The organism is Candidatus Zixiibacteriota bacterium, assembly GCA_018820315.1.
Lineage (GTDB): Bacteria > Zixibacteria > MSB-5A5 > JAABVY01 > JAHJOQ01 > JAHJOQ01.
This window is the reverse complement of the sequence record JAHJOQ010000152.1, coordinates 43,521-58,277: the sequence shown is the minus strand read 5'-3', so window position 1 is coordinate 58,277 and position 14,757 is coordinate 43,521. Positions and strand designations below refer to the sequence as shown.

Below are 14,757 nucleotides of genomic sequence, written 5' to 3'. Positions count from 1 at the left end.
TGGCAGTCATTATTGGAGCGAGATTCACGTTGTTGACTGTGATAGCTACTATTTCAGTGTCAGCAAGTACTCCATCAGATGCGATGAATCTGACATTGTATGGACCAGACTGAGTGAAGTCAGGATTGAAGTTGAACGTTCCCGTGCCATTGGCATTATCTACAAACGTAGCGTTGGTCGGAATGTTTTCGGCGGTCAGCGTCGGAATAGTTCCATCAGCATCAGAGGCCGATATACCGATGTTCAGGTTCGCGCCTTCGTCAACGACTTGAGCGCCAATACCTGCAAGCACAGGAGCAAGGTTTACATGACTAACCGTGATCGCGACAACTTCTGTGTCTGCGAGTGCGCCGTCTGATGCGATGAATCTCACATTATATGGACCTGACTGTGTGAAGTCGGGATTAAAGTCGAACGTGCCGGTGCCATTGGCATTATCTACAAACGTAGCGTTGAGAGGAACATCCTCGGCAGTCAGCGTCGGAATAGTTCCATCAGCATCAGAGGCCGATATACCGAAGTTCAGGTTAACGCCCTCATCTACTGCTTTCGCACCAATGGGAGTCAATACCGGAGCCTGATTCTGGGCTACTGCTGTTATGGGAAACATCATCAACAGCAGACCAACCAGAGCTGGAGCGCAAGCCTTGAACCGAACACTCGGCCATGGATTCCACCTTCGTCTTGTATCACCAGGTGCCATTGCAATATCCTTTCAGAGGTAAGATATCAAAGAATCGGCTGCTAAATGGTTCCGTTGTCGACTCTGGATGCTTAGTCCAGTGGTCGACGCGGAATCCGCGTGACCGAGTTGTGATCGTGCATTCCGTGCGCAATATGTAATTCATAAGATTCATTTCAGTTCAGGTGTTCCAACTCGAACGCGCTCTGCCTGTATTCAGGCAGAGCGCAGATCGATTATTACTTTGCGAGCACCATCTTCTTCGTCTCGCGGCTCTCACCTACCACGATGTTATAGAAGTAGACTCCGGATGCCTGTTTTTCCCCGCAAGAACTTGTGCCGTCCCACGTGACCTGGTAACTCCCGGGCGCCAGATTGTCATCAAGCAGTGTTGTGACCTTCTGACCCAGAATGTTATAGACATCCAATCGTACGCTCTGCACCTGTTGTCCATCAATCGAAAAGCTGATGTGAGTTTCCGGGTTGAATGGATTAGGATAGTTCTGTTCCAGGCTGAATGTTTGCGGAAGCTGTCCGGTCTTTCTCGACACAGGAATCTCCTGCGCTGATGGGTCGGACAAAACGCTTCCCTCGATAGTAACCGCGTCATCTGAGACTGCATAATCACCAATGCTGTATATCGGCACAGTAAGCAAATCGCCTACTCCCGATTCTACGACGTCCTTCAGGTCGTTCGGGTCGACGTACATAAGTACGCGGAGTCGGCCGTTACCCTGATCTTTCACTAACAGATCGAGACCTGTGGTCAATTCTGTCCGTTCGGGCTGACCCAGCTCGACAAGCTCGGGATCGAATTTCAGATCGAACTGCATTCCCGCAACTTCAGTTGGTAGATCCCCTCTCAGTGCAAGGGTGCGATCACCACGTGAATTCTCTGCCATCATGACGATGTCGAGTTCTGCCGACCCGCCTGCAAACATGGCTTTCGGCACTGGAGACGGGCTGACATTCGTGAAGATCATGTTTATGATTCCCACGAGATCGACCACGTTTACATAGCTATCGGCATTTATGTCGCCCGCCCGGTGATTCCTGGTTGACAGAGAGGAATTTCCAATGATGTATGCGACCACTGAAACGAGGTCAGCCACATCGACTTTCCTGTCGAGATTCACATCACCGAGAGCGTCGACGGCAATTGTGCCGAGCGTATCCACGAGGATGGCCACCGAGCCCTGTTCCGGGTCGGGACTTACTGCAGCAACACCATTGCTAAGTTTGAAACGGTAGTACCCTGGTGAAGCTGTAGATTTCATCGTGAACCAGCAATAGAAGATCGCGTTCGATGTAACTGAGGCTGCAATCCTGTCACCGTCGAGATGAAAGGTTAGAAGCCTCGTGACTCCCGGCCCAATCACCTCGGTATACGTCTCGAATCCGGAAAGCCGATCTGTCGGCGTGATCGAATCCATCGACATCACGGAATAATCATACGTGAGATCGAATTGAATTCCGTAAAGAACATTGAGGTCACTCAGGTTGACCGGAACACTGACATCGTTCACACCCGGAATGCCACCCCTAACAAGATGATGCGCTTCCTGAGATGTGGTATAGAGCAAATCTTCTTCGATTTCGGGAGCAGTAACGTTGATCACCACACTGAAATTGGCGACCGCAGCAGAATCATCCTCCACTCTGAAAGAGGCATTGAATGAGCCGGCCTGAGAGATATTTGGCGTCCAACTGAAGGAACTCGACACACTTCCGAAGCCAATGGCATCGGAGAATGTGGAACCGGATGGGCCACTGACCATGCTCAGTTCCAGCCTCTGCCCTGTATTGGGATCAGCGGCACCAACCACAAATTGCACTTGATTGCCTTGTTCCACCGTGAACACAGTAGACGATGGCTGCGTGAAGAAAGGTGGCTCGTTATGATCCGGTTCTGGCGGTGTGCCGCTGACATGGACCCATCCCCGTATCTTAAACGGGTATCTGCTGTCGACGCCATCCGGGTCGAAATACTCGTTCATTCGCCCGCCGCTGAACTGCTCGTCAAACGGAGTGATTGCGATGGAATCGCCTGCTATCGCAGTCGGTTTAATGTATACATAGAATCTAACGAACGTACCTGCACCAACCGCGATATCGTCCGCCAAGTCCGGATCGCCGATAAAGACGCCAGTGACAATGTGGCCGAAAGTCGAACTTGTGTCGATTGAATTGATGGAATTCGTGTATAGGAACTTCCCCGCCCCGCGATTGATAAGATCATAGTGCAAAGGCGCCGTCTCGTCTCCCCACGTGTTGATAGAAGCCCAGTCGTAGGCAGGTGCCATGTGAGTGCTGTCGAATCTGAGCAGGAAGTTCAATCCGCCCACTTCTATTGTGTTTGCCAGGTACAGCATCACAGGTATGGTATCGCCCGGATCGCCGTAAGCGTCGACAACGCGGATAGTATCCCCTACCGTCTCGATCTGGGCGAACGCTGCCGTCCATACCCCTGCAACGAGCAGAATGACGGCAGCCACTACCAAAAACTTGAATCTTAACATATGATTAACCTCTTCTGATATTGAGTAGTATTCTCCGGTATATTCATGTTACTTGATCAGCGTCATCTTTCTCGTGTCGCTGAATTCTCCAGTATTGAGTCGGTAGAAATAGATGCCGGACGCGGCAGCTCTGCCCGTGTTATCTCTGCCATCCCAGACCACGGTGTGTCGGCCTGCAGGCATCAGCCCATCTACCAGCGTAGTTACAAGCTTACCTTCAATATTATATATCTTTAGATTGACCTGTCCTTCGCGAGGCAATGAAAATCCGATATTTGTCGATGGATTGAATGGATTAGGATAGTTCTGATCGAGCGTAAACGACGCCGGCAATTGTGTTGCTTTGCCCAACTCCGCCGTAAGCGAGAACCCCTGCTGATCAGCAAACATCATTTCTTTGATTGAGACCCTCAAACCACCGTCATGCAAAAGCCTGAGAACCGGCTCACCGTCTGCAGCAATACCGCTGGCATCCTTGCTCAGCACCAGTACTCGCAGCAGCTCGCCGTCAAACGACTGGTGAATATCAACCTTCCTATGATCACCTCCCGCGACCGCCTCAATTGACGATTCGCCTTCCAAAGATATCACAAAGTATGCGCCACCAACCGGTGAGGCGCTTTCGACAGTTATATCAGTTCCGGTGGATACGACACGAGCATCTACATTCGCCGTGCTACCGGCGTGCTCGTCCGCAGAGATTTTGCCTGCACCACTTCCGCTGACTATGTTGATAAGATAGATCAGATCGCCGATTGTGCCCGGTCGGCCATCCTGATTAATGTCGGAGTTTCCCCAACGGTCACCGTCAAGCGGGTAAGATGCCGGATCGATAAAATAGTTTGTGAAGTAGACAATATCGCCAACTTCAAACGGCACTGAATTGAGATTAATATCGCCGATCAGAGCGTCATGCTGTTTAATGAAAATGGAACCGTTATCATAGCTGACATCGCCCTGACCGAGGACTTCTCCTTCAGGCGTGATTAGCGTATTGTCCAGGAGAGAGAGCGTGTCGACAAATTCAAACTCAACTCGCACAAGCTGACCTGCAAAATCAAGATCGGATGTTACCAGGAAATTGAGTTTCATCACAGGTCCATCCCCAATCTCCAGTGGATCGTTACCATCGTGACCCGGGAGGTTCGCGCCAGCATCGAGCCAAACGCGACCGTCGATCTCATTTATGGTCTCAATGAACTGCTCCCAATAATCAACACGAGTACCGACCGCCGATGTTGACAGCAGTGTCAAGGCAGTCGGATCATAGTGAATCAGAAGGTTTATATGATCGATTAACACTCTGTTGCGCAGGCTGACTTCTACGATTCCTGTATTGCCGCTGATTGCCTGTGTTTCAGATATATCCAACTCGCATGGCGCTGCGGGATGTACCAACAGCGTCAGAGTCTCAGTGGCTTCAGCTCCGATGGCATCGGTCGCTGTGACCAGTAGTTCGTAGCTGCCCGAGTCAGACAGAGAAGTTCTCCAGCTGACATACCCCGGATTCCCTCGCTGATAGTCAGCTCCGTATGGAAGACTGGTCACATCCACTTCCACAGCTTCCAGATCGGGATCGGCTGCTGAAATGACGAGGAAGATTGAATCACCGACATCACAGCCGACAGTATCCGGAGTGTTCACGACTGGAGCGCGGTTTCGATTAAGAACCGTGATATCAACAGCACAGTGGCTCGAGTTCTCTCCATCGGAAGCAATGAATTTGACTATACAAGGGCTTCCGACAGCGGAATTCGGTCCGGTGTAAGGCGGAATCCAGGTAAACTGACCGGTGGCAGCATCGAACGACGCGCCGTTCGGCAATTTCATTGAAGAGTATGAAATACTCCCGCCATCCGGGTCCAGTGCGCTGACCATAAACGTGACAGAATCGCCCTCGAAAACAACCTGGTCAGGAATCTCACGGAAAATGGGGGCTTTGTTCTGGTCGACGATAGTCAGGTGACCCGGTGCGAACGCGGGGCGAACCTTGTCATGATCGACTGTGACCAGCAGAACATAACCGGCCGGGGGCACGAACACAGTATCAAAAATATACGTCTGCCCGATTTCAGCGGCTTGGGCGACCGTGAAATCGAGTGTCGCAAGAAGCCCCGTTCCGGCTGGAATCGGTTCTTCTGTCAGCACGATTCCGCCTATCAGCCCGGTACCTGCCTCGTTATCGATTGCGTAGGGGTGACTGCTCAGATACTCCAGCTTGGAGCCGTCGAACCTGATCGAATCAAGGGTGAGGACCTCTTTAGCAAACTTCACGGGGACCGTCAAACTGAGGAGCTCGATATCACTAAAAATATAAACTTCGACTTGGATCTTGTCGCCTGGAACAGCAGTCACATCGGCAATACGGATCGTGTCTGTTATACCGTGCGGATCATCCTGGCCAAGAGCGGTTACCGCACATATGGATAATGCAAGCAGAGCTGATAATATTCTTGTCATAACTGACCTGTTCCTATAATCTTGTTTCACTTCCGAAATCCGTCCGTAAACATGTGATTTCCCAACCTCTGGTTCAGCAACAGGTATGCCGCGATCCGACATTGCAGGCCTGTTACATGTCCAGAGTTTGAACATGTCAGCAGTTATGTAAGTTCCCATCCTGTAACGAATTACTCTAAGCCTACCAACCTTCTCTTACTATTAACCTGGCAGCTCGATCGACTCGTCCATGAGCAGCTGAATTGATAAGTACAAAGTTGCAGTATTCAAGTTTCAGATATTCTGCAAACGTATGCAGACATACGAGATAATGCTCTAGACCATAAAAAAGAAAGATGATCGCAAACAATCCTACATTTCCTGTCGGTCTTGATTGCTCGATCATCATTTTTGCATGCCTGCTTTCGATTCCCATCTATTCTTTCAGTACAAGTACTTCCCATCAACTCCCTTCTCCTCAGGTTAATTTCAAGACGAGGGGGAGTAACCTCCCCCTCATCCAGTCTATGAAGCAAAACGGTTACTTCATCAAAACCATCTTCTTGGTGTCAGTATACTGACCCGCGGTGGCCTTGTAGAAGTAAATACCCGAAGCCGCGCCAGCAGCATCCCAAGTAACCGTGACTTCGCCAATCGCGTTACCGGAGAATGTTCTGACCAACTGACCAGCGACGTTATAAATATCAAGCTTCCAGCTCGACTGAGTCGGGAGATTGATAGTAATATCGGTGGATGGGTTGAATGGGTTCGGATAGTTCTGATTCAGCGCGAATGCGGTCGGGATAACTTTCTCGACCACGGTCGAGTTCATCAGATTACCATAGTAATCCGAAACCTCGGCCTCGACGATCGTCAGATCGCCGGTTACGCTGATCAGGTTCTGCTCGCCGGCCGGAACATGGTTCGTACCATCGGACCATACCAGCACGCGAAGCTGACCGTCTACTACGCTGCTTTCCATCTTCATGCCGTCGACGAGCAAGTTAGCTTCGCCTTCGCCACTGAAGACAAACAGAGCAGCACCGATGTCGGACTGCGAGTTCGTGGTGACTACCGAGCCCTGCTCAATCGTTACGCTGTTTGCGAACGGTGAGAGTTTCGGGTACGGAAGTGCATCGCCCGTGATAATACGTACGAGGTAAACAAGGTCACCAACTGTCAACACGCGACCGTCAGCGTTCACGTCGGAAGCTGCGATCGAGCCTTCAGTGTATGTGAATACGCTGAGGCCGTAAATGAAGTAGTTGGTGTAGAGTACCGCGTCCGCGATCTCGTTGGCAACTTCATTCATGTTGAGGTCGCCGCGAGCATCGATATCCTCGGAACAGATGATGTCAACACCACCCTGTATGAAGTCGATGAAGCGAAGTGGATCCGGCTTTTCAGGATCCGGGTTCATACAGGCAGTGTTCTCTATGAAGTCGACAAATGGATACGGCGGGCCAAACAACCACCAGTGACCACCGTAGTGGATCGTGCCGGTGATGTCCCTGTATCCGAGTGTCCAGTCGTAGTCATACACGAACCTGGAGATGTAGAGAATGTCACCCATGGGGCTCGAGATCGCGTTGTCGCCGCAGTCGTGCCAGAAGAAGCGGACCGGGACGTACATGCACTCAAACGTGCGATCATTGGTGACGTAGAAGGTCAATACAACCAGCTCATCCGGTACACCATCGGGGTTCTGCTTGACCAGCCAGGCAGGATCCGGATGATTCGGGCCGTTGTTGATGTCGGCAATACCGACTACACGGAGCATACCGCTCGGGCACGCACCGTCGCAGTTGCCATTCCAGCCGAAACGATAGGTGAAATACTCCCACTTAGCATTGAGCTGAGCACCGAGAGTTGCACCCATGAATGTCAAGGCTGATGCATCGTAAGCTACCAGGAAGTCAAAACCACCAAACGTCTCAGTCCCCTTGTTCAGGAAGATCGAAACGCTGGCATAATGACCCTGAAGCTGACCCTCTACCTTCTCGAGTTGGATTTCGAAAGGCACCAGAGTCAGGACTTCGACGTCGAAGCAATGCGTAGCGGTCGCCTTGTCGGGCTCACCATCATCAACTGTCACACAGACTTGGAAGGTGATGCCACCATCGTCCGGGTCAACAGTCTGCCAGTTGAGCACACCGGTTCCATCAATGGAATAGGCGCCAGCCGGGGCCGGAGTAATAACGACCGACCACAACTGAGGATCGCAGCTGTTAGGATCGGTTGCGTCGAAGTCGACCGAGTATAACCCGCCCTGACCGATCTGCGCAGGCGTAGTAGCCGGCAGAATCGACGGAGCCTGGTTCGTGAAGACCAGATTGAAGTTATACGTGGCAGTGCCAAGACAGCTGTTGGTCGCAGTGACTTCAACCGCATAGGTACCAGTGGTAGCTGCTGGAGCCGAGTAAACGGCGCCGGCAAACGAACCGGGACCATTTGTCACTGTCCAGACCACCGGAGTGGCAGGAACGCCATCCAGATTACCTGGATCACCTGTGAAAGTGTGGCTGAGGCCATTGCAGTGGTTGCCGGTCAGTACACCACCGACAATCGGGTCGATGGTCGGGTCAACGCATGTAACCTCCAGAACATCGACGCAGATCGGGTGAGCTACATCGCTGCCGGCTGCATCAACAAAATACGGACGCGGACCGCCAACGGGGTCGCAGGTCGTATTCGAGAACTTCCATGCGCCAGCTGGCGGGAAGAACGCGGAGTCGATACAGATTTGGCCTACACCAACACCGAACATCAAGCCAACGGTAAGGAGCGGCTCATCGGTCACACGGGGCATACCTGCACCCAGAGCAGCACCGCCCATCAAGAACGAGTTCGGCATCAGTGAGACATCGACGAGCAGACCACCCAGATCGAACCAGTCGGTGTTGTGGTGCTTGGTGTAAGTAACGTAAGTGAAATTCGCGGCACCGGTAGCCGTGAGGGCAAAGCCGAGGCTAACACCCTTCACATTGCCAACCGGAGCTGCGCACTGGAACGTCACCAGGAGGGCAACGTCACCAGCCTGTCCTTCATTGTACTTGACAGGAGTATTCCACTTGACGTAGTCAGTGATCTGGCCAAATGCAAAACTGCAAGCGAGAAGAAGCAATAAGATTGCCAAAAGACTGCGTTTCATCTTGTGCTCCTTTAACTTAAGAATTCAAGTTGTCTGTGTCAGGTAACGCTTGCCTGACACTCTAGTAAATCTGTTCCCCCTCAGAACGTCTTGTGAAGCATCGCCCCACCGTGCATTTAGGCTTACACAGAGGGAGCACTTTCCTTAGCCATGCCTCTCTATCGGGGCCGGTAAGAAAACGGACAGTTGGTTTGAACGTCTAACGCCTCTTCAACTTCCTTCGTTACCTCCCTTCTCTTTTTTCCTTCTTCGGCTTGCAGCCGTGTTCTCTCTTCTATCTTCATTTCCGACTTATCTCCAAACCAATTCACTTCTCTTAAATGCAGGTTCAGTCGTATGCGCCGCCAGGCATCAAAACGGAGCTGGCGGTAGGTCTTCACAATCACATGGTGCCGGGCCACCGACAAAAATGTATGCTATCAGGAATACCACATCGTCGATATCAATCTCGCCGTTGCAATCTGCGTTACCGGCGCCATACTCCGGTACCGGAGCCGGCCCTCCAACGAAGATATAGGCAATCAGGTACACAACATCGTCGATATCGACATCAATCGATGCATCGGCATTGCCGACATTGTAATCGCACGTGGCGCAATTGAGGTTAACCTGGCCATCGAAATACTTGATTTTGGTCGTGTCGACAACGTATGAAGAGTCCTCATAATCCCACGCAGTGCACTCCCAACCAATGCAAACCGTGTCCTCCCACAGGATGCACTCCGAATCGATACACGCGTATTGCCAGTGCCATCCGATGAGTTCATCCCGAGGATTTGAGAATCTGGTTGAATTGTCCCAGATGAGAATGGGAGTAATTCCCCACTGCTGGGCCACGCTATCCGGGCAGAGAGAATCCGGAACCAGCGCGATCTCGCAATTATAGCGATGCCAATAAAGACAGTCCGGCCCATCCCACTCAAGGCAGGTCGAATCGGCGCATTCAAGCGAATCGAGCTTGTCCTCGCGGACCTCAGCGACTATTCTCAACAGCAGGTTGTTAGACGCATTCGGTGGAATAGCTTTCGGTGGTCCGGGAGATTCGTTAGCGATACCGACGATTTTCAGCTGCCTCCTGTTCGCATCGAGCACATTCGTCGAAACATAGTCCCAGTTCTCAATCAGCGAACCATCAAGGATTGAGGCGCCGAGCATCACCCAATCGCACGTTTCAGTCGTATCCGCGCAACTGGACGGAATGTATTCCCATGCGATACAGGAATCCTCGATATATGCGGTACACGTAGAGTCTGTGCAACCAGTGTAGACTGTGTCACATGTCCAGACTGAATCCGATCTGAACCTGAGGACCTCATCCTGGCCGATGAAGAACCAGAGCTCGAACCCTCCGACACTGTCAGAGAAAGTCTCCATATATACCGAGACGACAACACTGTCTGCATCTCTCTTCATAACAGTATCCTCTACATTGACGTAGAGTTGAACCGCGTCAGGCGAAGCGTGAATATTGCTCGCCCCCACGATCGACAAAACGAGTAAAATCGCCAAAGTCGGCACAATGCGGCGCATGGATGTTCTCATTTGCAGTCCTCCTTGGAACCTATATCGAGAAGCCACAGTAATTTCAGATACATACCTGCTCTTAATTGTTATCGCCCTGTTGGGCAGTTAGTTTAGTAGCAAGCAACCGTTCCAATTACTCCTTGCATTTGCCGCAGAGTGATCTCAAGTTACAGTCTCAAACATCGCATGCAGTCTTGGACTGCACATAATTTCAGGTTTGGTCAGTACACCGGTCTTTGTTTGCACAAATCAGTAACGAAAGAAGAAATGTTGTCCTTAACGTTTAGCCGAAAACCGCATCAGCTTGAACTGTGAGGAATTGCTGTAACCAAGTTTCCCTTCAAGACGAACGCAATATATGCCCAGAGTGCCTTTTTGTCAATAGTTATTTTCATCATCCGCGAGCATTTTCCACGCTGTTGAGACTTCGTTTGACGTTGGCTGGCTTGAGGTTCACAGGGTTATACATGGAATAATCGCCCATATTGCCCAAATTTTGAACAGCATCGAAGATACACATATCCAGTTTCCTGTCGGAGTGCCCTCCGGTTTCACTCGCTATGCCGTGCATATTACCTTTCGCTCGCATAGCCGCATGGACAAAGGCTGCCCTCAGATCGTTGGAGCAATGACTTCTGTCTGTCTGTAAGCCGCTACGACTAAATGAATTCCGCCTGACGCCGATACAACCAACAGAAACCAGAAAGGACAGAATGGAACAAACAGCAGCAATATCAGCGAATTTCGCGGCTGAGAAAGTCATATCGACGATTGGTGAACTGCCTGCCTCGCCTGCTATCGTATCAGCCGTGATGGGAATGACATCGAGTGTCGAAACTGACATCGAGAAGCTTGTCAAGGTGCTTTCGGTCGATCAAGCTTTGACAGCGAAAGTCCTCAAATTGTCGAATTCATCTTTCTACGGGCGGTCGAAGGGAGTCAGTACGCTGAAAGAGGCGATTCTGATACTTGGCTTCTATACGCTCAGATCGCTCGTGATCGCCTCCTCGACACACAGCCTTTACAAGAGAAAGGAATCAAACTCGCTGGAGCAGGCACTGTGGGAGCACTCACTGGCGACAGCGATCGCGTGCAAAGTGATAGGACGGGAAATACACCACAACAACGTAGAAGAAGCCTTCATCTCAGGCCTGATGCATGATCTCGGCAAGTTGATTCTTTGCCAGAAAATGCCGGCTGAGTATAATCTAATCTTAGCGGAGGTACAGAATTCACAGCGCAGTTTCCTCGAAATTGAAACGGAGAGTATTGGCTTCAATCATGTAGATGTTGCCAAGGCATTGTTTGATAAATGGAACTTCCCCTCTTTCCTTTCGTCGGCGGTCTATTATCACCATGATCCTGCAGGCGAACCAGATTGCAGGGAAGCGTCCGAGTCAATCGCTAAGATTCCATTAGCCTATATCGTGAATTTCTGCGATCAGCTCGCGAGGTATATAGGCTGCGGTTTCAACGATGCTAAGATTGAAGACCTCTCCACGTTACCATTCGCCTGTAAGTTGGGGTTGACGCAGGTTGAGATTGATATGATCTTGGAGAACCTGGCCGAGATTTACCAATCCGAAAAGCACGTGTTTGACAGTTGACAAGCTGACTGAATATTTCCAGTGCAGTCGATCACCTGAAGAGGCTATTCCAGTCGAGGTTCCTCAGTTCATATCTGAGAAACTCAGTATCGGAGATGAAGACGATTTTGTCAAACTCAAACCCGCACTTCTCGAATAGTAAGATCGACCGCGTATTCCCATAGAGAATGTGGCAGTAGATTCGATTAAGATGCACTGTCGAGAAGAGGTAGGTTGATGTGAGTTTCACGGCCGCACTTCCAACACCCCGGCTCCAGAAGTCCTTCTCGCCAACAACCACACCGATTTCGCAACTGCCCTTATCACGATCCAGATCGAAGTAGTTCACCATCCCGATCGGACGATCGTCATTCGCCATACACACCGCCACGGTAACTGCCGAGCCAGTCTGCAGAAGGTGTCTGCGCAGGAAGATGGACCGATATTGATCCTTCGAACAATTGGAATCCCAGTGTGGGGCAGCCATGAACCTCTGTATGTCGGGGTCTTTATACCAGCGATAGAATGCATCCAAGTCTTCCTTGATAATGCGCCGCAGATGTACAACTTCATCAGCGGCGATGATGTCAATCTTGTGATCGCTTAATGTCATACCTTATTCCGTGTGAGATCTCGGATGCCGGGCATAGTGCACTGTTTTCGGAAATGTAATAATAGAATAGCAGCGAAACAGGCGGATGTCAACCGGAAACCGGTTGACTCGGGGTCATCGCCACTCTGCGAACACGGAAACTTCTTGCAGCACGGCACAGCTCTGCATATCTTTTCAGTACAGACCATTTGATTTCGATAATTCAGCTTACGGCCATCTGCGATGCCGCCAGACATAAAGCCTGGAAGGTCTGAATTCACTCAGTGCATCAGGTGATTCAAGAAGTGCGCCGACGAATCGACGCACTCCTGACGATACACTACCCTATCGTGTTGTGAGCCCCTCTGCTGCCCCGAGCAGGCATTGCCTGTTTCAACAAAATCTATGGATCGGTCACAAGGCCGAATACCGACTGTGACACCAGATTCCCCTGCGCGAGAAGGGAACTGCCGAGATCGGATCGCACAAGCCGTGATACAAAGCCCGACTGCTCCAATGCCATGCCGCTATCGCGAATATCAGATTCAGTTTCAACGAGATTTCTGTGTGCGACTGCGAGGCTCTCGCGCATCGACTCGATTTCACGAGAAATTGCCGCACCGAGTCCCGCATGCACTTTTTGAATGTCCTTAATTCTTTCATCTATTCTGGTCACCGCTTCCTTGACCTTCTCTACGTCGGACAGATCGAAATGTCCAAGTCGCTGGATTTCAGCGACGCTGTTCTCGGAACCGTCGAGCAGTGCGGAGTCACCGAGCATGGTATCGTCAGCCATCTTGTCCAGAGCCTCAGCAGAGCGATCCAGCTCATCCTCATAAGCCTCTACCTGCCCCTGTTCGATGCCGCCAGTTGAGGCGGCTGCGGTCGCAATCTCGCGCATTTCGATCAGATGATCCTCCATCTCGACCAGATGCGAATCGGCTGTCTTGTTTCTTTTGATGACATTGTCAAGATTAACGATCTGTTGAGTCAGCGATGCCACCTGTGCGCGCATTTGCTCTGACACCACCAGTCCGGCGGAATCATCAGCCGCTCTGGTGATTCTCTTGCCGGACGCCAGCCTCGACGCAGTCTTACGGATAGACCGGTGCATGGCGGAAAGATTCCGCACAGTATTCAGAGAGCCGATGGTCGATGCGATATTCAGACCGGACATAAATCGATCCTTCTGCCCCACTGCCTGACTGCGCAAACAGAATGCCCACGAATCTATGATTTGCATGTGATTGGAATACAGTAGGATAGGTGCATCCCGAAGAATCTGATCACATACTCACATGGGGAAAAGTATGGGAGGAATCCAATAGTAAGATGTTTGCGTCCGATGTGGCCGTATAAAACCGCGTGCGTTCTTCCATGCTACAGTTTCGAGCTCGGTCTCCGTCTCACAACGGCTACTCGTTCGATTGCGCTATAGTCCTGGACTGTCTCTATGAATTCGAGGCTGTCGATCTGGTCGACCAACTGTCTCACCGAATTCGCCTGCCCCTGCCCCATCTCGAAGATGAGATGGCCGCCCGGTACGAGCACCTCGCTGACCTCTGAGAGCATGCGTCTGATGAAATCGAGACCGTCGGTGCCAGATAGCAACGCCCGCCTCGGTTCGAATTCTCGTATCTGCTCGTGAAGCAGTTCCCACTCTCCATCTCTGATATATGGCGGGTTGCAGACTAAAGCGTCGTAGAGGACGCCCTTCCCTGCGACCGGCGTAAACATGTCGCCCGCCGAGAAGCTGAATCTTGTGATCAAACCGTGCATGAGTGCATTCTCTTTCGCGAGCGAAACAGCATCCTCGGATATATCCGTAGCGTGGATAGTCGCCTGTGGCAGGTTTATTGCGAGTGCGATTCCGATGCAGCCGGTTCCGCATGCGAGATCGAGAATATAGAGGCGGTCAAGGCTCTCGAGAGTGTCGATTGCCTTGGAGACAACAAACTCCGTTTCAGGGCGTGGTATCAGTGCTCGTTTGTCGCATTTGATTTCGATTCCGAAAAACTCTGTCTCGCCGAGGATGTATTGCAGCGGCTCGAATGCCATCCTCTTGGAGAACAGCCATTCGAATTTGGCCACCTGATCCGATGGCAACATCCTGACGGGGTCGAGATATAAGTCGACACGATTGCAGTTGAGGATCGAACACAGCATTCGTTCGACATTCACGCGGGGAGCATCAATTTCGATACGTTTGAGTCTTAGGGAAGCTGAATTGATGAGATCGATGATATTTTTCTCAGCCATGTCTC

The 14,757-nt window shown here is 51.1% G+C and carries 9 protein-coding genes; 1 reads left to right on the top strand and 8 read right to left on the bottom strand.

Annotated features, from left to right (window positions below; genetic code table 11):
- From KKH67_14860 to KKH67_14840, 5 genes are all read right to left on the bottom strand, one after another.
- Positions 1 to 703: hypothetical protein (locus KKH67_14860; GenBank protein MBU1320462.1), on the bottom strand; the 703-nt coding region annotated here is incomplete at its 3' end.
- A gap of 218 nt (positions 704 to 921) precedes the next feature.
- Positions 922 to 3,201, bottom strand: a complete 2,280-nt coding sequence (locus KKH67_14855; protein MBU1320461.1) for a T9SS type A sorting domain-containing protein — start codon at positions 3,199 to 3,201, stop codon at positions 922 to 924.
- Positions 3,202 to 3,249: 48 nt separating this feature from the next.
- On the bottom strand, positions 3,250 to 5,661 hold the full coding sequence (locus KKH67_14850) for a T9SS type A sorting domain-containing protein (protein MBU1320460.1): 2,412 nt from the start codon (positions 5,659 to 5,661) through the stop codon (positions 3,250 to 3,252).
- Positions 5,662 to 6,181: 520 nt separating this feature from the next.
- Complete coding sequence (locus KKH67_14845; protein ID MBU1320459.1) at positions 6,182 to 8,791, bottom strand: T9SS type A sorting domain-containing protein; 2,610 nt, start codon at positions 8,789 to 8,791, stop codon at positions 6,182 to 6,184.
- Between the two features lie 351 nt (positions 8,792 to 9,142).
- The gene (locus tag KKH67_14840; GenBank protein ID MBU1320458.1) at positions 9,143 to 10,333 is read right to left on the bottom strand and encodes a hypothetical protein; all 1,191 of its coding nucleotides are present in this window, start codon (positions 10,331 to 10,333) and stop codon (positions 9,143 to 9,145) included.
- Positions 10,334 to 11,028: 695 nt separating this feature from the next.
- Between KKH67_14840 and KKH67_14835 the strand changes: the two genes are divergently transcribed.
- Positions 11,029 to 11,922, top strand: a complete 894-nt coding sequence (locus KKH67_14835; GenBank protein ID MBU1320457.1) for an HDOD domain-containing protein — start codon at positions 11,029 to 11,031, stop codon at positions 11,920 to 11,922.
- Positions 11,923 to 11,953: 31 nt separating this feature from the next.
- Here the strand turns inward: KKH67_14835 and KKH67_14830 are convergent, their stop codons facing one another.
- The 3 genes from KKH67_14830 to prmC all read right to left on the bottom strand — a co-directional run bounded on the left by KKH67_14830 (position 11,954) and on the right by prmC (position 14,752).
- Complete coding sequence (locus KKH67_14830; protein MBU1320456.1) at positions 11,954 to 12,514, bottom strand: GNAT family N-acetyltransferase; 561 nt, start codon at positions 12,512 to 12,514, stop codon at positions 11,954 to 11,956.
- A 382-nt stretch (positions 12,515 to 12,896) separates the two neighbouring features.
- On the bottom strand, positions 12,897 to 13,670 hold the full coding sequence (locus KKH67_14825) for a hypothetical protein (protein MBU1320455.1): 774 nt from the start codon (positions 13,668 to 13,670) through the stop codon (positions 12,897 to 12,899).
- A gap of 203 nt (positions 13,671 to 13,873) precedes the next feature.
- On the bottom strand, positions 13,874 to 14,752 hold the full coding sequence (prmC, locus tag KKH67_14820) for a peptide chain release factor N(5)-glutamine methyltransferase (GenBank protein ID MBU1320454.1): 879 nt from the start codon (positions 14,750 to 14,752) through the stop codon (positions 13,874 to 13,876).
- Positions 14,753 to 14,757 lie beyond the last annotated feature (5 nt).

Excerpts from the sequence above, each read along its gene's own strand:
- KKH67_14855 (MBU1320461.1), bottom strand. The coding sequence starts at position 3,201 with ATGTTAAGATTCAAGTTTTTGGTAGTGGCTGCCGTCATTCTGCTCGTT.
- KKH67_14845 (MBU1320459.1), bottom strand. The coding sequence starts at position 8,791 with ATGAAACGCAGTCTTTTGGCAATCTTATTGCTTCTTCTCGCTTGCAGT.
- KKH67_14830 (MBU1320456.1), bottom strand. The coding sequence starts at position 12,514 with ATGACATTAAGCGATCACAAGATTGACATCATCGCCGCTGATGAAGTT.
- KKH67_14835 (MBU1320457.1), top strand. The coding sequence starts at position 11,029 with ATGGAACAAACAGCAGCAATATCAGCGAATTTCGCGGCTGAGAAAGTC.
- KKH67_14850 (MBU1320460.1), bottom strand. The coding sequence starts at position 5,661 with ATGACAAGAATATTATCAGCTCTGCTTGCATTATCCATATGTGCGGTA.
- KKH67_14840 (MBU1320458.1), bottom strand. The coding sequence starts at position 10,333 with ATGAGAACATCCATGCGCCGCATTGTGCCGACTTTGGCGATTTTACTC.
- prmC (MBU1320454.1), bottom strand. The coding sequence starts at position 14,752 with ATGGCTGAGAAAAATATCATCGATCTCATCAATTCAGCTTCCCTAAGA.
- KKH67_14825 (MBU1320455.1), bottom strand. The coding sequence starts at position 13,670 with ATGTCCGGTCTGAATATCGCATCGACCATCGGCTCTCTGAATACTGTG.